The sequence below is a fragment of the Azoarcus sp. DN11 genome (genome assembly GCF_003628555.1).
Lineage (GTDB): Bacteria > Pseudomonadota > Gammaproteobacteria > Burkholderiales > Rhodocyclaceae > Aromatoleum.
The window spans coordinates 654267-673983 of the sequence record NZ_CP021731.1 but is presented as its reverse complement, the minus strand read 5'-3'; the positions used below and the strand labels follow the sequence as shown (position 1 = coordinate 673983).

Sequence of the window (19717 nt, the reverse complement as noted above, 5' to 3'; positions counted from 1 at the left end):
TTCAGAATCCGTCGTAGAAACGACCGGGGTTGAAGATTCCTGCGGGATCGAAGGCCTGCTTGAGCCGGCGCTGGATCGCCATGACCGGCGCGGCGAGCGGATGGAAGACGTCGCCGCTGCGGTCGAACCCGCGGAAGGCCGTCGCATGGCCGCCCAGCGCAGCGACGCGCTCGCGGACCGTCGCGGCCGGCACATCGGAGCGCAGCCAGCGCAAGGCGCCGCCCCACTCGATGAACTGCGTCCCGGGCAGCTTCACCGGCGCCGCCGAGCTCGGCAGCGACAGGCGCCACAGGACCTCGCCCGCCCGCGGGTCGGCGAAATACGCGTCCGTCTGCTCGCGCACGCCCGCCCAGAACGCGGACGCCCCCGCGGCCTCCACGAGGTCGCCGCCGAGCCTGCGTTCCGCCGCGCGCACCGCGGCCTCCGCGCCGGAAAGGCGCAGGTACAGCGCACCGTCACACCACGCCGACGCGGAGATCGGCAGCGGCTGGCCCCCCCAGTCGTTGACGCGGCCGATCGCTTCCTTCTCGTCGATCGCAAAGCGCAGCGTGGTCTCCGCGACCGGGCGCGGCAGGACTTTCAAGGACACGTCGAGGATCAGCCCCAGCGTGCCGAGGCTGCCGGCGATCGCGCGCGACAGGTCGTAGCCGGCGACGTTCTTCATCACCTGGCCGCCGAAGGACAGCGCCTCGCCGCGGCCATCCAGGATGCGCACGCCGAGCACGAAGTCGCGCAGCGCCCCGGCCGCCGCCCGCCGCGGCCCCGACAGTCCGGCCGCGACGCAGCCGCCGACGGTCGCGTCCGCGCCGAAATGCGGCGGCTCGAAGGCCAGCATCTGCCCGCGCTCGGCGACCAGCGCCTCGAGTTCCGCCAGCGGCGTGCCCGCCCGAGCGGTCACGACCAGCTCGGTCGGCTCGTAGCTGACGACGCCCGCATGGCCGCGCGTGTCGAACACCTCGCCGACGGGCTCGCGGCCGTAGAACGCCTTCGTCCCGCCGCCCCGCACCTGCAGCGCCGTGCCCGACGCCGCCGCGGCGTGCACCCGCTCGCGCCACTGTTCAGTCAAATCGCTCATTCGCTCTCCGCCTTATTCCTTGCCTTGTCCGGCGCCCGATGAGCGTCCGGCTTGCCGTCACGTCGCTCGGCGATCGCCCGCAGCGCTAGCCACGAGCCGATCAGCGACATCACCGGCACGACCACGAGTAGAAACTGGATCCAGCCCCGGTCCATCAGAAGCGGGGGATGTCCGGATACGGGATATGCCCGTTGCTCACGCGCATGCGGCCGTATTCGGCGCAGCGGTTGAGCGTCGGGATCGCCTTGCCCGGGTTCAGCAGCCCGCGCGGATCGAAGGCACCCTTGACGCGGAAGAACATCGCCAGCTCCGGCCGCGTGAACTGGCTGCACATCTGGTTGATCTTCTCGATGCCGACGCCGTGCTCGCCGGTGATCGTGCCGCCCAGTGCCACCGACAGTTCCAGGATGTCCGCGCCGAAGGCTTCCGCCCGTTCGAGTTCGCCCGCCTGGTTGGCATCGAACAGGATCAGCGGATGCAGGTTGCCGTCGCCGGCGTGGAACACGTTGATGCAGCGCAGCCCGTGCTTGCCTTCCATCTGCTGGATGGCCTCGAGCATCTCGCCCAGGCGCTTCCGCGGGATCGTGCCGTCCATGCAGTAGTAGTCGGGCGAGATGCGCCCCGCCGCCGGGAAGGCGGCCTTGCGGCCGGCCCAGAACTTCATGCGCTCGGCCTCGTCGCGCGAGACGCGGATCTCCGTCGCGCCGCTCGCCTCGAGCACCGCCCGCACGCGCTCGATCTCCTCGGCGACTTCCTCGGGCGTGCCGTCGGATTCGCACAGCAGAATCGCCTTCGCGTCCAGCGGGTAGCCCGCATGGACGAACTGCTCGACCGCCGCCGTGGCGGGCTGGTCCATCATTTCGAGACCGGCCGGAATGATGCCGGCGGCGATGATCTCCGCCACTGCCTCGCCCGCCTTGATGACATCGTCGAAGGCCGCGAGCACGCACTGCGCGAGCTGCGGCTTGGGCGTGAGCCTGACCGTCACTTCGGTGACCACCGCGAGCATGCCTTCCGAGCCGATCACCAGCGCCAGCAGGTCGTAGCCCGGCGCATCCAGGCCGTGGTTGCCGATCTCGACGACCTCGCCGTCGATGGTCACGCCGCGCACGCGCAGCACGTTATGCACGGTGAGGCCGTATTTCAGGCAATGCACGCCGCCCGAGTTCTCGGCGACGTTGCCGCCGATCGTGCACGCGATCTGCGAGGACGGATCCGGGGCGTAATACAGGCCATGCGGCGAGGCGGCCTCGGAGATCGCGAGGTTGCGCACCCCCGGCTGCACGACCGCGGTACGCGCGTGGGGATCGAGGTGCAGGATGCGGTTGAAGCGCGCCAGCGACAGCACGACGCCGAACTCGTGCGGCAGCGCGCCGCCCGACAGGCCGGTGCCGGCACCGCGCGCGACGACGGGCACCCCCATCTCGCTGCACACCTTCAGCACCGCCACGACCTGCGCCTCGGTCGTTGGCAGCGCCACGACCATCGGCAGCTGCCGGTAGGCCGACAGCCCGTCACACTCATACGGGCGCAAGTCCTCCACGTCGTACATCAGCGCCCCCGCGGGCAGCACCCGCGCCAACGCCTCGACCACGCGGACCTTGTCGATCGACGAAAAGTCCGCCTCCTGCTCGCCCAGGACCACCGGGTCCGCCGCAATGTTCATTGTTCGTTCTCCACTTCGTGCCGCTCCTCGTTGCGCGCGCCCGCCGCACGCGCTTCCACCTTCGTCACCACGCCGGCCCAGCGCCGCTCGCGCAGCCCCAGGCGCTGTACCGCTCCCACGAGGTGCGCGGTCGCCGCCGCGCGGGCCGCCGCCGCGTCGCCCGCGACAATGGCCTCGAAGATGCGCACGTGCTCGGCCTGTGAATCGCGCGCGCGGCCGGAATGGTGCCCCTCGGCGTTCCAGGTCGGCGCGCGCGAATCCGAAAACTGCTGCCCCATGAAGGCCTGGAAGCGCTCGATCTGCGGGTTGTGCGTCGCGGCCGCGACGGCGACGTGAAACGCGTCGTCGTCGGTATGCGCATCGGCGCCGGTCGCGAGCGCCGCAGCCATCCGGTCCAGCGCCGCCCGCATGCGCTCCAGTTCGGCCGGCGACCGCCGCATGGCCGCAAGCTCCGCCGCACCGACCTCGACGAGGTAGCGCAGCTCGAAAATATCCGACACCTCGCGATCCGAGACCGCGCCATCGGTCGGCACCTCACCGGCCGCTGCCCTCAGCAGGCGGAAGCTGCCCTGGCCCGGCCGCGCCGCCACGTAGGCGCCCGAGCCCTGCCGCGTCATCACGCAACCGTCGGCCTTCAGGCGCGAAATCGCCTCGCGGATCACCGCCCGACTCACGCCGAAGCGCTCGCACAACACCTTCTCCGTCGGCAACTGGGCACCGGCTTTCAACCCCTGCTCGCTGATCCACGCTTCGAGCTGACGCGCGACCACGTCGCTCAGGCGCGGCCCACGGCGCGACCTTTCGTTTACCATATGACTCAGCCTGCCCCGCAATTTGTCTGACAACATTCCAATCATAGGCTCAGTTGCACGCGCTGTCAGCATTGGGGAATACCCGCACCGGCCCGCGGCGGGGGAATCGCGCTTCCGCCTAAGCGCTGATTTTCTTGACTATTCCGGCGCGCTTCGTATATAGTGCGCGATTCCTTTGCAAACCCATCAACACTGGAGCAACACCATGTACGCGGTGATAAAAACCGGCGGCAAGCAGTATCGCGTCGCAGCCGGCGAAAAGATCAAGGTAGAACAGATACCGGCAGACGTGGGCTCCGAAATCACCATCGACCAGGTTCTCATGGTCGGCGAGGGCGAGTCGGTCAAGATCGGCACCCCGGTGGTTTCCGGCGCCGCAGTGAAGGCGACCGTGGTTTCCCACGGCCGCCACGAGAAGGTCAAGATTTTCAAGATGCGCCGCCGCAAGCACTACCAGAAGCACCAGGGCCATCGCCAGAACTACACCGAGCTTCGCATCGAAGCGATCTCGGCCTGATTAGCCAAGGAGGTAATTCGTCATGGCACACAAAAAAGCTGGCGGTAGTTCCCGTAACGGCCGCGACTCGGAATCGAAACGACTTGGCGTGAAGCGCTACGGTGGCCAGTTCGTGCTCGCCGGCAACATCATCGTTCGCCAGCGCGGCACCGAATACCACCCGGGCGAAAACGTCGGCATCGGCAAGGACCACACCCTGTTCGCGCTGAAGGACGGCACCGTGCAGTTCACCGTGAAGGGCGCCTTGCGTCGCCGCACGGTCGTGATCGTGCCCGAAGCCGCCTGATTTTCGGCGTCAAGGTTCGAAAAGCCCTATCCTTGCGGTAGGGCTTTTTTGTTTCAGCCACAGGCACAGCACAGCACCCATGAAGTTCATTGACGAAGCGCGCATCGAGGTCATGGCCGGCGACGGCGGCAGCGGGTCGGCCTCCTTCCGCCGCGAAAAATTCATCCCGCGCGGCGGTCCCGACGGCGGCGACGGGGGACGCGGCGGTAGCATCTTCGCGGTCGCCGACCGCAACCTCAACACGCTCATCGACTTCCGCTACACGCGCATGCACCGTGCCCAGCGCGGCGAGAACGGCGGCAACAAGGACTGCTACGGCAAGAGCGGCGAAGACATTACGCTGCGCATGCCGGTCGGCACCATCATCACCGACTACGAGACGGGTGAACTCGTCGCCGACCTCGACGTCGATGGCAAGCGCGCGCTGGTCGCCCGCGGTGGCAAGGGCGGCCTCGGCAACCTGCACTTCAAGTCCAGCGTGAACCGCGCCCCGCGCAAGCGCACGCTCGGCGAGGAAGGCGAACGCCGCATGCTGCGCCTCGAACTCAAGGTGCTGGCCGACGTCGGCCTGCTCGGCATGCCCAACGCCGGCAAATCGACCTTCATCCGCTCTGTTTCCGCGGCGAAGCCGAAAGTCGCCGACTACCCGTTCACGACGCTCGCGCCCAACCTCGGCGTCGTGCGCACCGACGAGAACCGCAGCTTCGTCATCGCCGACATCCCCGGCCTGATCGAAGGGGCGGCCGAAGGCGCCGGCCTCGGCCACCAGTTCCTGCGCCACCTGCAGCGCACGCGCGTGCTGCTGCACCTCGTCGACCTCGCCCCGTTCGACCCCGAGGCGGACCCCGTGCATGACGCGAAGGCGATCGTCGAAGAGCTGCGCAAGTACGACGAGCCGCTCTACAACAAGCCGCGCTGGCTCGCGCTGAACAAGCTGGACCTAATCCCCGAAGAGGAGCGCGCGGAGCGCGTCGCCGCCTTCCTCGACGCCTATGGCCCGGTGGATCGCCATTTCGAGATTTCCGCACTGACCGGCGACGGCTGCCGTCCGCTGATCTTCGCGATCCAGGATTTCCTCGACGCGGACCGTGCGCAGGCCGAAGCCGAGCGTACCGCCCGTGCCGCCGAGGAAGCACGCCTCGCCGCAGAGGCCGAAGCCCGCGCGGAAGCGGCCTACCAGGTGCGCCTGCAGGCCATCCTCGCCGAAGAGGACGATGCCGACGACGACCTCGACGAGGACGAGAACCCGGAACATACCGGACGCTGAAGCACGCTCCGGCCAGGCGCCGGAACTCCCCGTTTAGCCCACGCTTGCCGTCACCGATCATGAGAAACAAGATCCGCAACGCGCGCCGCCTGGTGGTCAAGGTCGGCAGCGCCCTCGTCACCAACAACGGCGCCGGCCTCGACAAGGCCGCGATGGCAGACTGGGCCCGGCAGTTCGCGGCCCTGCGCGAAGCCGGCAAGCAGGTCGTGCTCGTGTCGTCGGGCGCCATCGCCGCCGGCATCCAGCGGCTCGGCTGGACCCGGCGCCCGCAAGAGATGCACAAGCTGCAGGCCGCAGCCGCGGTCGGACAGATGGGGCTCGTGGAGGCCTACGAGGAGGCTTTCTCGAGCCACGGCATCCGCACCGCGCAGATCCTGCTCACGCACGACGACCTCGCCGACCGCAAGCGCTACCTCAACGCGCGCTCGACCCTGACGACGCTGCTCGAACTCGGGGTGGTGCCGATCATCAACGAGAACGACACCATCGTCACCGACGAGATCAAGTTCGGCGACAACGACACCCTCGGGGCCCTCGTCGCGAACCTGATCGAAGCGGACGCCCTGATCATCCTCACCGACCAGAAGGGCCTCTTCACTGCCGACCCCCGCCAGGACCCGACCGCGACGCTGGTGTCCGAAGGACGAGCCGAGGATCGCGCCTACGAGGCGATGGCGGGCGGCGCCGGCACCGGCATCAGCAAGGGCGGCATGATCACCAAGATCCGCGCCGCCCAGCGCGCCGCGCGCAGCGGCGCCCACACCTGCATCGCCAGCGGACAAGATCACGACGCGCTCGTGCGCCTCGGCAAGGGCGAAGCGCTGGGCACCCTGCTCTACGCCACCAGTTCGCCCCTGCAGGCACGCAAGCAATGGCTCGCCGACCATCTCCAGCTCGCGGGCGACCTCATCATCGACGAAGGTGCGGCCGCGGCGTTGCGCGGCGGCCGCAGCCTGCTCCCGGTGGGGGTGACCGAAGTGCGCGGCGACTTCGAGCGCGGCTCCGCCGTCGCCTGCCGCACGCAATCGGGGGAAGAAGTGGGCCGCGGCCTGGTCAATTACAGCAGCACCGAATGCCGCCGCGTGGCGCGCAAGCCCAGCAGCGAGATCGAACCGCTGCTGGGCTACATCGACGAGCCGGAGCTGATCCACCGCGACAACATGGTGCTACGCTAGGCAACGCGGACGCTTATCGCTCCGGGAGCGGTGCGGCCTCGGCGGCCGCGCGGTTCCCGGCCGGGAGCCCCGCGGCGGGAACGGCCCCCGCTGGCGCGGAGTTCACGGCGGCCTCGCCTTTCGCCACCAGGGGGCGGAAGACCCACTCGGCGTAACTCTTGACCTCGCCGGTGACGCCTCCCAACTCCTTGGGCAAGCCGTGCTGCCGGATCGGCACCCCCTTCCCCAGGCTATAGACACCGGCAATGCGCCCGCCGGCCTTCTCCAGGCCCCATTCGGGTTTGCCGGTGAACGGATCGCGGTAAATCCGCCGCAGATGCCTGATCATGACCGGCCCGCGCCTGTCCTCGACCAGTTGCTGCAGGTTCTGGGGCAAGGCATGGTCGGGCGACGCCTTGGCGTAGCTTTCCAGTGCCCGCGCGAATTCCCCGCCGATCGCCAGCAGGTCCGCCTCGCGGTCGCGCTGTGCGGCCTGATACCAGACCACGCCGGTCTGCGCTGCCAGCAGCCCGAGTCCTGCAACGATGAACAGCACCAGCAGGTAGGTGTAGCCAGCCTGTTTCGTGCCCGGAGCGCCCGGGGTCGAGCGTCTCCGGCGCCCGCGCCGGATTTCACCAGTCCGCATAGCGCGTACCGTCTTTCGCGGTTCCTTCGGCGCCGCTGTGCAGGTCCCACACCCCGCTGCCGTCCGCGCCCGGCGGCGGCACGTACAGCCACGAGTCATTGCGCTCGGTGATCGGGTCAAACGGCAGCTTGCGCAGATAATGCTTCGCCACGAGGGCATCGAGGTCCGGCGGCCACTCGCCGATATCCGCGTGATACTTGTCGATTGCGTCGCGCACGACGACGAGCGTCTGCCGCAGGGAGGCCTCGCGGCTGCGATCGAGATGTTCGAAATAACGCGGGGCGGCGATCGACATCAAGGTGGCAATGATGGCGAGCACCACCAACAGCTCGACCAGGGTGAAGCCGCGCCCCCCTGCGGATCTGCCCGCGCTCATGCCCCCGTCACCATTCACGATATGGCACGCCATTGAGCCCCGTGGCGGGCGACTTCGAGTAGATGTCGAACACGTCCTTGCCTTCGGCCGGCTCGTCCGGGGGGCTCGCATAACTGCGCTTGCCCCAGGTTTTTTCGGCGGGAACCCGCGGATCGGTACTGAAGGGGTCGCGCGGCAGGCGTCGCAGGAAATACATGCGTTTGCCCTCGGGGTTGCGCACATCGGGAACGCCCTTCACGAGGCTTTCCAGATCCGGCGGGTAACCCGATGCGCCGACGCGCTGCTCGATGCGCTGGTCGACGTAGGCGGCCTTGTAGGCGTCGATGGCGGCACGGATCTGCCACACCGCGGTGCGCAGCTCGGATTCCCGCTCGCGCTGGGCCGCCACTTCGGCGAGCGGCATCGCCCCGGCAGCCAGGATCCCGATGATGGCCACCGTCACGACCAGCTCGATCAGCGTGAACCCGCGCGCCACGAAAATCTCATTCGCCGATGCGCACCGAGCCCCCGGCCGACAGGGCCACATCCTGGTCACCCGTCTCGCGATGCAGCCGCATGCCCGTGACGGCCAGGGTCGCGACGCCGGACGCATCGCCCTTGGTGCGCAGGCGCACGGCCAGATCGGCGGCGCCGTCGTTCACGGTCACCGGCAGCACGAGCGTGCCGGGCGTTACTGCGCCGTCCGCCTCGAGCCGGCTGGAATCGTAGGCAATCGTGACATCGGCCGAGTTGGCCCCCGTGGCGCCACTCAGACGCACGACGGCATTCAGCGGTTCGCCACGGCGGATCGCCTCCGGAAGGATCATGGCCGCATCGGGCGACTCCTGCACCGGCACTTCCTTGGGCTCCGCCGCGCCCACCGCTTCGGGGCGTTCCTCCGGCGCGGCTCTCTCTGCCGCGGGGGCAGCAACCGCACCACGCTCCTCCCCCCTCAGTCCGAGGCTCCGCGGCGCCGTGGCGCCAATGCGCAGGGGCTCCGCACCGACGTTCGACTCCGTGCCCGCCGGCGTTTCGGCGAGCAGCGACACGGGCGGCAGTATGTTGCGGACGATGTGCGGCGTGATCAGCAGCGCGATCTCGGTCTTGTTGTTGCTGTCCCGCTGGGCCGAGAACAGCCTGCCGAGCACCGGCAAGTTGCCGAGCCCCGGCAGGCGCTGCGCGGCCGACCGGTCCTCGTCGTTGATCAACCCTGCGAGCACCTGCGTTTCGCCGTTCTTGAGGCGCAGCGAGGTCGAGGTGCTGCGCGAACCGATCTGGTAGGCAAGGGAGCTGGACGGCCCCGGCACTTCCTTGACGATGCTGCTGACTTCGAGGTTGAGCTTGATGCCGACCTCGTCGTCGCGATACACGGCGGGCTCGACCTCGAGCTTGAGGCCGACGTCGAGATACGAGACGGACGCCGACACGCCGACGTTCGCCGTCGACGTCGTCGTGAACACCGGCAGCTTGTCGCCGATGTGGACGCGCGCCTTGTCGCGGTTGCGCACGCGGATGCGCGGATTCGCCAGGATGCGCGAATCGCCGTCCTCGCTCTTCAAACGCAATACCGCACCCGGGTTGCTGATGAAGGGCACGAGAGCGCCGCGGTTGTGGCGCAGGTCGATGTTGCCGTCGAGCAGTTTGCCGCCGAGTTGCTGCGGTGCGGTGATGGTCACCCCGTTCACAATCTGGCTCGCCCCCTGAAGGGTGGGCGTCAGCAGCCCGTAGCCGATCTGGTCCGGGAAGTCGATACCCAGGTCCAGCAGCTTGTTGCGGCTCACCTCCAGCACCTCGAGCTCGAGCATCACCTCCGGCTCGGGCACGTCGAGCGTCGCCACCAGCCGTTCGGCCATGCGCACCGCCTCGGGGGTGTCCTTCATCACGAGCAGGTTGAGCTTCTCGTCGATGAACACGTCGCGGCTCTTCACCAGCTGCTTGATCAGCGTCTGCGCGGCCTTGGCGTCGGCATTCGCGAGATAGAAGCTGCGTGTCACGAGCTCCAGGTGCTCGCGCTGCTTGGCGGCCGTCGCCGGATAGATGAGGACGGTGTTGGCGTTGAGGAGCTTGCGCTCGATGCCCTGTGTCGCCGACAGCAGGCGCAGCACCTCGTCGACGGAGTTCTCGCGCACGAACAGCGTCACGCGGCTATCCGCGCGCACGTCCCGGTCGAAGACAAAATTCAGTCCGCTCGCGCGCGACAGCGCCTCGAACACCACGCGCAACTGCGAGTCGCGGAATTCCAGCGTCACCGGCTTGGCCATCGGCCCCTGCAGGGAGTCGGCGCGCGGTTTGGAGGAGCGCGCGGCGCGCTCCTCCAGGTCCATCACCAGCTGGCGTGCCGCCCGATCCTCGGGCGCCTCGGCATACACGCCACGCGCGATGCGCCCGGCCGCCGCCGCGTCACCGGCTGCCAGCGCGGCCCTCGCCTGCCCCAGGCGCTCCGCACGGCGGCGCGCACGTTCGATGGCCTCGAGCCCGAGCCTGGCGCGGGCGTTCTCCGGATCCAGCTTCTCCACGTCGCGGTACAGCGCGGCCGCTTCGTCCAGTTTCCCCGCGCCATGCGCCTTCTCCGCCGCGCCCAGCCTTTCCATCACAACCAGTTCGCGCTGACGCACGAAGTAGCTGCGCAATTCGAGGTTCTCGGGGTCCTTCTTCACCGCCTGCTCAAGCCGCAGCAGGGCGCCCACGCGATCGCCCGCCGCAAAATCGCGGCGGCTCTCGTCGAGCGCGGCGTTCGTCGCACAACCGGCCAGCAGCACCGCCACGAACGCGGGCAGCAGGGATCGCGATAAGGTCGAGGTCATGGGGATCATGGGCTCAGGCGGTTGAGGGTCTGCCGCTTCTTGAGCGGTAGATACGTGAATTCGACGGCAGCGGGGGTGATGCGCTCGAGCCTGTAACGACTGGCGACCTCCTCCCCGGGGCGCGCCATGCGGACTTGCGTGCCGTCGAGAAGAAACACGGCCGTGCCCTGCGCGTCCTCGATGATCCCGACATAGCGGAACGGCAAGGGCGGGGCCTGCGGTTCGGCCCGCGCCGTCGCCACCGGCGAAGGCGGTGGCGCAAAGCTGACGATGCGCGCAAGCCGATCGGCCAGTTCCGGCCACGGCGCCCGCCCGCGCTCGAGGGGCGCCAGCCGATTTCCCGTGGCTGCGGACTGCGCATCGGGGCCCTCTCCCTGCGCCGTCCCGCCCGGCGGTCGGGTGCGTGCGACAGGCTGCACGACGGCCACGCCCCCCCCATCCTCGTCGAGCGCCCACCAGCTGGCGGCCAGCGTTGCCACGAGCGTGACGGCGAGCAGCGCCTGGCGCATGTTCATGAACGCCCCCGCAGGTAGAGCTGCAGGCGGATATCGGCCTCGACGCGCGCGGTCTCGGTCGATCCGCGCTTGAGGCTCACCGAATCCAGCGCAATCTCCGGCATCTCGCGCAGCAGTGCCCCCAGCCACGCGTAAATGGCGTCCGCGTCGGCCTGCACCGGAATGGCGAGACTGACCAGCGTCAGCGACGTACCGGCAACGGCGCTACTGCTGTAATCGGTGCGCTGCACGTTGATCCCGCGCGCAGCGGCGTGCTCGTTCAGGCGACGCAGGCTCTCGGGCAGCGCGGTCGCAGGCGGGAACCGCTCGAGGAACGCGCTCAGTTGCACCCGCTCGTCCGGCCCGACGACGGGGGTGCTCGCGCTGCGGGCCAGTCGAAGCTGCTCCTCGCGAAGCGCCGCCGCACGGCCATCGTTCACCACCCGCCCGGCGTAGGCCCCGAGCACCGCGACCACCAGCAGGAATACGCCCAGCGCGCCGGGGACGCCCGCATTCATCGCGAAGCGCCCCAGGAGCTCCTTCACGAGCACGACGGCCGATCGGTCCCGGCCTCCGGCACGCGAAGCCTCGTCAGTGGCAAACATCCCGCCCGCTGTCGGCACGACGGCAGACGGCCCCGCAAGACGAAAGCGCGCAAACAGCCCTGTCACGCCGATCATGGACGAGCACTCCATTTCGCGTTCGCGGTGAACTGCACGGCATTCCGGCTGCCGACCTGTACCCATTCGTAGTTCGCGAGTCGCGCATCGCGAACACCCGGCACCTCGCCGAGCCGGGCAAGGAACTCGAACACTTCCGCCAGCGAACGCGCCACTCCGCTGACATTGAGTCCGCCGCGCGCCTGATCGGCCTGCAGGCTCACCCACGTTACGCCGTCGCCCTGCGCCGCCGCAACTCCCCCGATCATCCCCCCCCAATCGGCATTCAGGCGTGCCGCGACACCCAGGGCGGACTTGATCTCGTCATCCCCGACCTGGTCCTTCGCGCCCGCCGCCGCGGGAGCGGCACGTCGGGCCGCATCGCGGGCATGCGCCATCGCAGCCTCGCGTTCCTCGATTTCGGCACTCGTCCGACGGAAATCCGTAATCCCGACCGCACATGCCACGAGCCCGGCCGCGAGCAAACCCCAGCCCGCCGCGCTCACGCGACGGCGCGTCCGCAGCAGGTCGAGATCGACCGGAAGGGGAACCCGCTTCATCACGCCCCCCCCCTCGGCATCCAGAACCACTTTCCGCCATCCGCCCGGCACCGCCGGCCCCTCGCCCACGCAGTAGAGCACCCCCGGCTGGCCCTGCCGCTCTGCGCTCGGGGCCAACGATTCGAGATACAGGGCAAGCGACGCATCCCCCGCCGGGCCGAGTGGCTGACTGCGCAAGGCCCGCCACCGCGCATCCCCCCACAGCCCCAGCGTGATGCGCCCATTGCGCTGCGCCGCGAGTGCGCCGAAGGGATGCTCCAGCGCCTGACGGACGCGGTTATAGACGGCGGGAAACTCGCCGGTAACGCTGCCGAGCCGCAGACCGCGCTCCCGCCCCCACGCCGCGACGGCCTCGACGTGTGCGGCCGGGACGGCACACGCAATCGCCGGGACCGCGGTCACGCTGCGCTCGGCGGCGATGCGCCACTCAGGCGCCGCCACCCCATGCACTTCGCGGAAGCGGTGAGCGAGGTAAGCCTCGCGCTCCGCCCCGCCGCGCAGGCCCGCCGGCCACTGGACGACCAGGTAACGCACCAGCGCGTCGGCGAACACCACGTCCCAGCGCGATCCGCGCTGCACGCCCCCGTGCGGGTCCGACGCCAGAGCCGCCAGCGCGACATCCGGCGACCACTCGTAGGCGAAGCGTTTCTGCGCCGCGCCGTGCCCGACGCGGATCTCGTCCTTCTCGATCAACACCCGGGGCGGCTCAGCCGAGAAGCGTGACACGGTTCACCTCCTGCAGCGTCGTCTCCCCGGCGGCCACCAGCGCGAGCGCCGCCTCCCGCAGCCCCCGGAAACCGCTCTGGCGGGCCGCCTCCTTGACCATGCGGATCGACGCCCGCGCGACGATCAGCTCGCGGATTTCGTCATCGAGGAGCAGCACTTCGGCCACCGCCCGCCGTCCGCGGAACCCCGATCCGCGACACTGACCGCAGCCATGCCCCGCACGGAACCGGTATCCGCTCACGTCGCCGATGCGCGACCGGGCGATCGACTGCGCATCCGGCCGCACGTCCTCCGTGCAGTACGGGCAGTTGATGCGCAGCAGGCGCTGGGCCACGATGCCGTTCAGCGCGGCGACGAGGTTGAACGGATCGATGCCCATGTGCGTGAAGCGCCCCATGACATCGAAGACGTTGTTCGCATGGACGGTGGTGAACACCAGGTGCCCGGTGAGTGCGGCCTGCACTGCGATTTCGGCCGTTTCGCCGTCGCGGATCTCGCCCACCATGATCTTGTCCGGGTCGTGGCGCAGGATCGACCTCAACCCGCGCGCAAACGTCAGCCCCTTCTTCTCGTTCACCGGGATCTGCAGCACGCCGTTCAACTGGTACTCGACCGGATCCTCGATGGTCACGATCTTGTCCAGCCCCTGGTTGGTCTCCGCAAGCGTGGCGTACAGCGTCGTGGTCTTGCCCGATCCGGTCGGCCCCGTGACCAGCAGCATCCCGTAGGGTTCGCTCGCGAGGTGGCGCAGCGCCGCCCGCGCCTCGTCGTCGAAACCGAGTGTCTCGAGCGTCAATCCGCTCATCTCGCGGCTCAGATGCTCCTTGTCGAGAATCCGCAGCACCGCATCCTCGCCGTGGATGCTCGGCATGATCGACACACGGAAATCGACCTCACGCCCCCCCGAACGCACCTTGAAGCGCCCGTCCTGCGGCACCCGGCGCTCGGCGATGTCGAGTTCCGCCATGACCTTGATGCGGGAAACCACCTGCTCCGCAAGCTCGGCGCCCTGCGCACCGCCGACCCGCACCAACACGCCGTCGAGGCGGTACTTGATCACCAATCCGCCCGGCACCGATTCGAGATGGATGTCGCTCGCGAGCTGCTTCAGCGCATCGTAAAGCGTCGAATTGACGAGCTTGACGACCGGACTCGCGTCGGCGCTGATGCGCTTGAGCGAAAGGTCCTCGACGCCGTCGCCCTCGCGCCCCTCGTCCTGCGCTTCGATCACGCCGGCCGCGCGGCGAACCTCGTCCTCGTGCCGCGCGAGGCAGGCCGCGAGATCGTCGCGATCCGCCAGAACCAGCTCGTAGGGCTCGCCGAGGCGGGCACCCAGGCCATCGAGCAGGTCGGAGTTGAAGGGATCCGCGATCGCGACGAGCAAGCCGCCGTCCTCGCCACGCAGCGCGACGCACTCGCGACTCAGCGCCATCTCGAACGGAATCGCCGAAAAATCCGGCTCGAGCGCCATCAGGCGCCCATGCCCGATCGACGTCAGCCCGAGTGCGCACGCCAGCCGCACGGCGCGCAACGCGGGATCGGGTTCGAGCTTCACCAACCCGTCGATCACACGCTCGCCCCCCGCCGACGCGGCTGCCAGTTCCGTCGCGGTAAAGGGAGCGGGCGCAAGCTTGGCCGTCAGCGATTCGCTCATCGAATGCTCTCTGCCAGCAGGAAGATTGGAATGTACATGAGCACCACGATCAGGCCGATCGCACAACCGATCACCAGCATCAGCAAGGGCCCGAACAGGCGTGTGAGCCACTCTACCTGCCGCGCCGTGTCCTCTTCGTGAAATTCCGCCGCACGCGTCAGCATTTCTCCCAGATTTCCCGCATGTTCGCCGACTTCCAGCATGCGCAGCGCCACCGGCGTCGTCAGCCCGCGCGCCGCCAGCGTGGACGAGAAGCTGCGTCCCTCGCGGATCGCCGCGATCGCCGCCCCCAGACTCACCTGCAGCGACGGTGAAAGCAGCCCCGACACCATCCCGAGCGCCGTCACCACCGGGATGCCTCCCGACAGCAGCATCCCCACGGTCCGGTAGAAACGCGCGAGCTGGAACACCCGCATGCGCTCGCCGACGAAAGGCATCATCCACATGTAGCGTCCCACCGTCGCCCACAAGGCCGGACTGCGCACCACCAGCGCCCCTCCCCCCAGGACTGCCAGCATGATCACGCCCAGCAGCAAGGCGTGCCGCTCCACGAACTGCCCCCACTCGAGCAGGAGCAGGGACATCCAGGGCAGATTGCTGCCCACGTTCTGGTAGATGTGCGAAAAGCGCGGCACGACGTAGCCGAGCAGGAACAGCACCACCAGGCCGCCGACGCAGACCAGCAGCAAGGGGTAGATGGCTGCGCTCAGCAGCTTGTCGCGCAGGCGCTCGCCGTCCTCCTGGTAGGCGATGTAGCGCGCAACCGCACGCTCCAGGTCGCTGGTGCGCTCGGCTGCACGGATCAGCGCGACATAAAGGTTCGGAAACACCTGCGGCGCCGCCTCCAGCGCGCTCGACAGGCTGCGCCCCTCGCGCAATGCGTCGCGCAAACCCTGCAGCACGGACCGGATCGCCGGCCAGCGCTCCTTCTCGACCAGCGCGGAAATCGCCTCGGCCAGGGGAATACCGGCATGCAGCAGCGCCAGCAACTGCTGATTGAAGAGAAGCAGCGGAAAACGGCTGCGCCCCCCGCTGCGCTCCAGCGCCTTCAGCGAGAGAACGGACAGGCCCCGCGCCTCGGCCAGCGCCCGCACGTCCGCCTCGCATCCCCCCTCGAGCTCGGTTTCGACAACCGATCCGGCGGAGCCCACTGCCCTGACGCGATAGCGCATGACTCACCGTCCGCCCGTGGACCGCACGGAAACCGTGCAAGGACTACCGTGGCGCCAAACCCCGGAAACCCCCGACCGAACCCGCCGCATGCTTCGTGTCCGCATGGGAACTCCGTCGTTGAAGACCCGAACTAACATTAGCATAGTCAGTGCGGGCGAAATTCGACATCCCGTATGCACCTGTGGAACCTTTGCTCTCGCGGCGCCCATGCTCGACGCGAGCCGGCCAATCGGAGGAAGACCCGATGCAAAGACCAACGGCATCACCACGGCACCCAGGTGACGCACCGCACGAGCAAGACGGCCTCCCGCCCCCGACCGCGCGCCTGCCTGCCGCGGTCCTGCTGGCAGCGACGCTCGTCGTCACGGGACTCGGCGCCGAATGCCGCGCCGACCGGCTCTATGGCTACGCGGACGAGCGCGGCGTGTTCAACTTCAGCGATGCGCCGAGCGACCCGCGCCATCGGCTGATCCTGGAAACCCGCGCGGCACGCCCGGCGGTCCCCGGCAAGCGCCCGGGCCTCGTCGCCACCCGTGCGCGGCGACTGCCTCCCTCCCTTACGCCTCACGTCCTTGACGCGGCACGCCACAGCCGCCTCGACCCATCACTGATCGAGGCCGTCGCCTACGTCGAAAGCGGATTCGTCGAACACGCCCGCTCGCCCAAGGGCGCCGTGGGCCTGATGCAGCTGATGCCCGCAACCGCCGCACGATTCGGCGTCGACAACCCGCTCGATCCACGCCAGAACCTGTTCGGCGGCGCCCGCTACCTGCGCGAACTCCTGGATCGCTTCGACTCGCTACCGCTCGCACTCGCTGCCTACAACGCGGGCGAGGGCGCCGTCGAACGCTACGGCAACGCCATTCCGCCATTCACCGAGACCGTCACCTACGTGCCGAAGGTGCTCGATCATTACACCGCATTTCGCCGCCAGGGCACCCCCTGACGCCCCGCCGGGGGCGCCGCGGCAACACGCACCGCCCGCTCGCCCCGTCTCCCCTCGCAAACGCTCGACCACGCAGACAGGAAGTTCTTCACTTCACGAACGGCGACGCTTGCATAGAATGCCGAAGCTACTTGTTTCAAGGACAACGAACTCCAGGAGGCAAGATGCTTCTGTTTGACCGGTTCAATCTCGGCCACGGTTTCAGGAAGTATTTCCAGATCCATCCGGCGATCGACGACCCGCTGCGGGAGGCCGTTTTCCGTATCCGGCACGAGGTGTATTGCGAGGACCTGGGGTTCGAGCCGGTGCGTCCGGATCGACGGGAAACCGACGAATACGACGCGCACAGCCTGCATTGCCTGCTGCGCACGAATTCCGCTCCTCCAGGACCGGTCGGATGCACACGCGTCGTGCTCACGAGAGCGGACGAGCCCCACGCCCCACTTCCCTTCGAGCGGACCTGCGCCACCACCCTCGACCGCTCGATCGTCGACCCGTCGCGCCTGCCGCGCGACCGGATCGCCGAGGTGTCCCGACTGGCCGTGCGCGCCGCCTACAGGCGTCGCCGTGGCGAGTCGCTTGCCAGTGCGCCGATCCGCGACGAGGATTTCGGCACGACGATCCAGCCGCGCTTTCCGTACATTCCCATAGGACTGTATCTGGGGGCGATCGCCCTTGCCGAACGCGCCGGCATCGAAACGCTCTTCGTGCTGACCGAACCCCGCCTCGCCTCGCATTTCGCAAAACTGGGGGTCGATGTGAGGCAGATCGGCGGTCCTGTCGAACACCGCGGAACCCGTATTCCGTCGATGATGGACGTGCAGGGCATCATCAAGAACATGCGCTTTCTGCTGAGGCCGATGTGGCGGGCGATCCAGGAAGACATGGAGGCCGCCTGCGAGTGCGTGGCCGGCGCCTGAGGCCCCCCAGGGAGAGCCCCTCGCCGCGCCCCAAAAAAAACCGCGCCGTGGCGCGGTTTTTCTTCCCTGAGTCGTCTCGTCAGCTCGCAAGCGCGCTGCGGATCTGCTCCAGCGTGCTCGGATCGTCGATCGTCGTCAGGTCGCCTGCATCGCGGCCTTCCGCCAGCGCCTGGATCGAGCGGCGCAGCATCTTGCCCGAACGCGTCTTCGGCAGGCCCGAGATGAAATGCACGCGCGCCGGGCGGGCGATCGCGCCGAGGAGGTTGTCGACGGTCTTCATGACTTCCTTCTCGAGTTCGCTGCGCTTCTCGGCGCTGTCGACGCGCGAGGCGTCCTTGACCACCGCGAAAGCCATCGGCATCTGGCCCTTGAGCTGGTCGGCGACGCCGACGACGGCGACTTCGGCGATCGCCGCGTGCGCCTGGATTGCTTCCTCGATTTCACGCGTGCCGAGGCGGTGGCCGGCGACGTTGATGACGTCGTCCATGCGCCCGAGGATCGTGTGGAACCCGTCCGCATCCTTGATGCCCCAGTCGGACGACGAGAAGATCACCGGATCCTTGAACAGCGTGAAATACGTGCTGACGAAGCGGTCGTCCTGGCCCCACACCGTGGACAGGCAGCCCGGCGGCAGCGGCGGCACGACGCCGACAATGCCCTTCTCGTCGGGGCCGCACTCGGTGCCGTCCTCGCGGAAGATGCGCAGGTCGTAGCCATACACCGGGAAGCTCGGCGAACCGTACTTGATCGGCGTCTTCTCGATGCCGCGGATCGCGGAGAGCATCGGCCAGCCCGTTTCGGTCTGCCAGTAGTTGTCGATGACCGGGATGCCCAGTTCGTCCATGATCCACTTGTGCGTGGTCTCGTCGAGCGGCTCGCCGGCGAGGAACAGGTGCTTGAGCGAGGACAGGTCGTACTTCTTGAGGAAGGCCGGATCCTGCTTCTTCAGCACGCGCACCGCAGTCGGCGCCGAGAACATCACCGTGACCTTGTACTTCTCGACGATCTGCCACCAGATGCCGGCATCCGGGCGCAGCGGCGTGCCTTCGTACATCACCGTCGCCATGCCGGCGAGCAGCGGGCCGTAGATGATGTAGCTGTGGCCGACCACCCAGCCGATGTCGGAAGTCGAGAACATCGTCTCGCCCGCGTCGCCGGTGAAGATGTGCTTCATCGACGAGGCGAGCGCGACGGCGTAGCCGCCGGTGTCGCGCTGCACGCCCTTCGGCTTGCCGGTGGTGCCCGACGTGTACAGGATGTAGCTGGGTTCGGACGACTCGAGCCAGGTCACCGGCACCTTGGCGTCCATGTGCTTCGCGCGCAGCTCGGCGTAGTCGATGTCACGGCCTGCGACCTTCGGGAAACCCTGGTCGAGGCCGCGATCGACGATCAGCACCTTCTGCGGCGGGAATTCCGCCAGCTTGCAGGCTTCGTCGACGAGGTGCTTGTAGGGCACCGGCTTGCCGTTGCGCATGCCGGCGTCGGAGCTCACCATCAGGACGGGCTTGGCGTCGTCGATACGGGTGGCCAGCGAGCCGGCGGCAAAACCGCCGAACACCACCGAGTGGATGGCGCCGATGCGCGCGCAGGCGAGCATCGCGAACGCCGCCTCGGCGATCATCGGCATGTAGATCAGGACGCGGTCGCCCTTCCTGACGCCGAGGTCCTGGTAAATCGCCGCCATGCGCTCCACTTCGCGCTGCAGTTCGGCGAACGTATAGACCTTCTCTTCGTCGGTTTCGGTCGAGATGTAGACCAGCGCGCGGTCGTTCGGCCGCTGCGCGGCGTGACGGTCCACCGCGTTGAAGCAAAGGTTGGTTTCGCCGCCCTTGAACCACTTCACGAAAGGCGGATTGGAAAAGTCGCAGATCTGCTCCGCGGGCTTGTTCCAGTCGATGAGCCCGGCCTGCTCGGCCCAGAACTCGTCGCGCTTTTCGATGGAACGGCGGTGAAACTCCTTGTACGTCGTCATAAGCTTCCTCTCCCTTCTAGGATCCCTGTAC

The 19717-nt window shown here is 68.3% G+C and carries 19 protein-coding genes; 6 read left to right on the top strand and 13 right to left on the bottom strand.

Going from position 1 to position 19717, the window contains the following annotated elements:
- Position 1: 1 nt before the first annotated feature.
- The 3 genes from glcE to CDA09_RS02995 form a co-directional block, all read right to left on the bottom strand.
- Positions 2-1075: a glycolate oxidase subunit GlcE gene (glcE, locus tag CDA09_RS03005; protein ID WP_121427265.1), complete on the bottom strand. Its 1074-nt coding sequence runs from the start codon at positions 1073-1075 to the stop codon at positions 2-4.
- 154 nt (positions 1076-1229) lie between these two features.
- Complete coding sequence (locus CDA09_RS03000) at positions 1230-2741, bottom strand: FAD-linked oxidase C-terminal domain-containing protein (protein WP_121427264.1); 1512 nt, start codon at positions 2739-2741, stop codon at positions 1230-1232.
- Positions 2738-3553 (bottom strand): FadR/GntR family transcriptional regulator, encoded by an 816-nt coding sequence (locus tag CDA09_RS02995; RefSeq protein ID WP_121427263.1) that lies wholly within the window; start codon positions 3551-3553, stop codon positions 2738-2740. The genes CDA09_RS03000 and CDA09_RS02995 overlap by 4 nt, the downstream gene beginning before the upstream one ends.
- 205 nt (positions 3554-3758) lie before the next feature.
- Between CDA09_RS02995 and rplU the strand changes: the two genes are divergently transcribed.
- The 4 genes from rplU to proB all read left to right on the top strand — a co-directional run bounded on the left by rplU (position 3759) and on the right by proB (position 6798).
- A complete protein-coding gene (gene rplU, locus CDA09_RS02990; protein WP_121427262.1) occupies positions 3759-4070 on the top strand; it encodes a 50S ribosomal protein L21 in 312 nt (103 codons plus the stop codon).
- A 22-nt stretch (positions 4071-4092) separates the two neighbouring features.
- Complete coding sequence (gene rpmA / locus CDA09_RS02985; protein WP_121427261.1) at positions 4093-4356, top strand: 50S ribosomal protein L27; 264 nt, start codon at positions 4093-4095, stop codon at positions 4354-4356.
- Positions 4357-4435: 79 nt separating this feature from the next.
- Complete coding sequence (gene cgtA / locus CDA09_RS02980) at positions 4436-5623, top strand: Obg family GTPase CgtA (RefSeq protein WP_121427260.1); 1188 nt, start codon at positions 4436-4438, stop codon at positions 5621-5623.
- 59 nt (positions 5624-5682) lie between these two features.
- Entirely contained in the window at positions 5683-6798 is a 1116-nt protein-coding gene (gene proB / locus CDA09_RS02975) for a glutamate 5-kinase (RefSeq protein ID WP_121427259.1), read from the top strand.
- Between the two features lie 13 nt (positions 6799-6811).
- Here the strand turns inward: proB and CDA09_RS02970 are convergent, their stop codons facing one another.
- From CDA09_RS02970 to CDA09_RS02930, 9 genes are read right to left on the bottom strand one after another with little or no spacing between them, the layout of a single operon-like run.
- Positions 6812-7423 (bottom strand): type II secretion system protein, encoded by a 612-nt coding sequence (locus CDA09_RS02970; RefSeq protein ID WP_286164364.1) that lies wholly within the window; start codon positions 7421-7423, stop codon positions 6812-6814.
- Positions 7410-7799, bottom strand: coding sequence for a type II secretion system protein (locus CDA09_RS02965; protein ID WP_121427258.1), 390 nt, complete (start codon positions 7797-7799; stop codon positions 7410-7412). The genes CDA09_RS02970 and CDA09_RS02965 overlap by 14 nt, the downstream gene beginning before the upstream one ends.
- Positions 7800-7806: 7 nt before the next feature.
- Positions 7807-8274 (bottom strand): type II secretion system protein, encoded by a 468-nt coding sequence (locus CDA09_RS02960; RefSeq protein ID WP_286164363.1) that lies wholly within the window; start codon positions 8272-8274, stop codon positions 7807-7809.
- 7 nt (positions 8275-8281) lie between these two features.
- Positions 8282-10591, bottom strand: a complete 2310-nt coding sequence (locus tag CDA09_RS02955; RefSeq protein WP_121427256.1) for a secretin GspD/PilQ domain-containing protein — start codon at positions 10589-10591, stop codon at positions 8282-8284.
- Positions 10588-11097 carry a hypothetical protein gene (locus tag CDA09_RS02950; RefSeq protein ID WP_121427255.1) on the bottom strand — a complete coding sequence of 170 codons (510 nt, stop codon included), beginning with the start codon at positions 11095-11097 and terminating at the stop codon, positions 10588-10590. The genes CDA09_RS02955 and CDA09_RS02950 overlap by 4 nt, the downstream gene beginning before the upstream one ends.
- Entirely contained in the window at positions 11094-11756 is a 663-nt protein-coding gene (locus tag CDA09_RS02945) for a hypothetical protein (RefSeq protein WP_121427254.1), read from the bottom strand. The genes CDA09_RS02950 and CDA09_RS02945 overlap by 4 nt, the downstream gene beginning before the upstream one ends.
- Entirely contained in the window at positions 11753-13021 is a 1269-nt protein-coding gene (locus tag CDA09_RS02940; RefSeq protein ID WP_121427253.1) for a PilN family protein, read from the bottom strand. Before CDA09_RS02940 ends, CDA09_RS02945 begins: the two co-directional genes overlap by 4 nt.
- On the bottom strand, positions 13002-14675 hold the full coding sequence (locus CDA09_RS02935) for a GspE/PulE family protein (protein ID WP_121427252.1): 1674 nt from the start codon (positions 14673-14675) through the stop codon (positions 13002-13004). Before CDA09_RS02935 ends, CDA09_RS02940 begins: the two co-directional genes overlap by 20 nt.
- Positions 14672-15847, bottom strand: a complete 1176-nt coding sequence (locus CDA09_RS02930) for a type II secretion system F family protein (RefSeq protein WP_121427251.1) — start codon at positions 15845-15847, stop codon at positions 14672-14674. Before CDA09_RS02930 ends, CDA09_RS02935 begins: the two co-directional genes overlap by 4 nt.
- Positions 15848-16092: 245 nt before the next feature.
- Between CDA09_RS02930 and CDA09_RS02925 the strand changes: the two genes are divergently transcribed.
- Together CDA09_RS02925 and CDA09_RS02920 are read left to right on the top strand one after the other, a co-directional pair.
- Complete coding sequence (locus tag CDA09_RS02925) at positions 16093-16794, top strand: lytic transglycosylase domain-containing protein (protein ID WP_121427250.1); 702 nt, start codon at positions 16093-16095, stop codon at positions 16792-16794.
- A 164-nt stretch (positions 16795-16958) separates the two neighbouring features.
- The gene (locus CDA09_RS02920; protein WP_121427249.1) at positions 16959-17714 is read left to right on the top strand and encodes a PEP-CTERM/exosortase system-associated acyltransferase; all 756 of its coding nucleotides are present in this window, start codon (positions 16959-16961) and stop codon (positions 17712-17714) included.
- Positions 17715-17793: 79 nt separating this feature from the next.
- Here CDA09_RS02920 and CDA09_RS02915 read toward each other — a convergent pair whose 3' ends face one another.
- Positions 17794-19686, bottom strand: a complete 1893-nt coding sequence (locus CDA09_RS02915; RefSeq protein WP_121427248.1) for a propionate--CoA ligase — start codon at positions 19684-19686, stop codon at positions 17794-17796.
- Positions 19687-19717 lie beyond the last annotated feature (31 nt).

What these genes read in the sequence shown, in the direction of transcription:
- glcE (WP_121427265.1), bottom strand. Translation starts at nt 1,075, where the DNA reads ATGAGCGATTTGACTGAACAGTGGCGCGAGCGGGTGCACGCCGCGGCG.
- CDA09_RS03000 (WP_121427264.1), bottom strand. Translation starts at nt 2,741, where the DNA reads ATGAACATTGCGGCGGACCCGGTGGTCCTGGGCGAGCAGGAGGCGGAC.
- CDA09_RS02995 (WP_121427263.1), bottom strand. Translation starts at nt 3,553, where the DNA reads ATGGTAAACGAAAGGTCGCGCCGTGGGCCGCGCCTGAGCGACGTGGTC.
- rplU (WP_121427262.1), top strand. Translation starts at nt 3,759, where the DNA reads ATGTACGCGGTGATAAAAACCGGCGGCAAGCAGTATCGCGTCGCAGCC.
- rpmA (WP_121427261.1), top strand. Translation starts at nt 4,093, where the DNA reads ATGGCACACAAAAAAGCTGGCGGTAGTTCCCGTAACGGCCGCGACTCG.
- cgtA (WP_121427260.1), top strand. Translation starts at nt 4,436, where the DNA reads ATGAAGTTCATTGACGAAGCGCGCATCGAGGTCATGGCCGGCGACGGC.
- proB (WP_121427259.1), top strand. Translation starts at nt 5,683, where the DNA reads ATGAGAAACAAGATCCGCAACGCGCGCCGCCTGGTGGTCAAGGTCGGC.
- CDA09_RS02970 (WP_286164364.1), bottom strand. Translation starts at nt 7,423, where the DNA reads ATGCGGACTGGTGAAATCCGGCGCGGGCGCCGGAGACGCTCGACCCCG.
- CDA09_RS02965 (WP_121427258.1), bottom strand. Translation starts at nt 7,799, where the DNA reads ATGAGCGCGGGCAGATCCGCAGGGGGGCGCGGCTTCACCCTGGTCGAG.
- CDA09_RS02955 (WP_121427256.1), bottom strand. Translation starts at nt 10,591, where the DNA reads ATGATCCCCATGACCTCGACCTTATCGCGATCCCTGCTGCCCGCGTTC.
- CDA09_RS02950 (WP_121427255.1), bottom strand. Translation starts at nt 11,097, where the DNA reads ATGAACATGCGCCAGGCGCTGCTCGCCGTCACGCTCGTGGCAACGCTG.
- CDA09_RS02945 (WP_121427254.1), bottom strand. Translation starts at nt 11,756, where the DNA reads ATGATCGGCGTGACAGGGCTGTTTGCGCGCTTTCGTCTTGCGGGGCCG.
- CDA09_RS02935 (WP_121427252.1), bottom strand. Translation starts at nt 14,675, where the DNA reads ATGAGCGAATCGCTGACGGCCAAGCTTGCGCCCGCTCCCTTTACCGCG.
- CDA09_RS02930 (WP_121427251.1), bottom strand. Translation starts at nt 15,847, where the DNA reads ATGCGCTATCGCGTCAGGGCAGTGGGCTCCGCCGGATCGGTTGTCGAA.
- CDA09_RS02925 (WP_121427250.1), top strand. Translation starts at nt 16,093, where the DNA reads ATGCAAAGACCAACGGCATCACCACGGCACCCAGGTGACGCACCGCAC.
- CDA09_RS02920 (WP_121427249.1), top strand. Translation starts at nt 16,959, where the DNA reads ATGCTTCTGTTTGACCGGTTCAATCTCGGCCACGGTTTCAGGAAGTAT.
- CDA09_RS02915 (WP_121427248.1), bottom strand. Translation starts at nt 19,686, where the DNA reads ATGACGACGTACAAGGAGTTTCACCGCCGTTCCATCGAAAAGCGCGAC.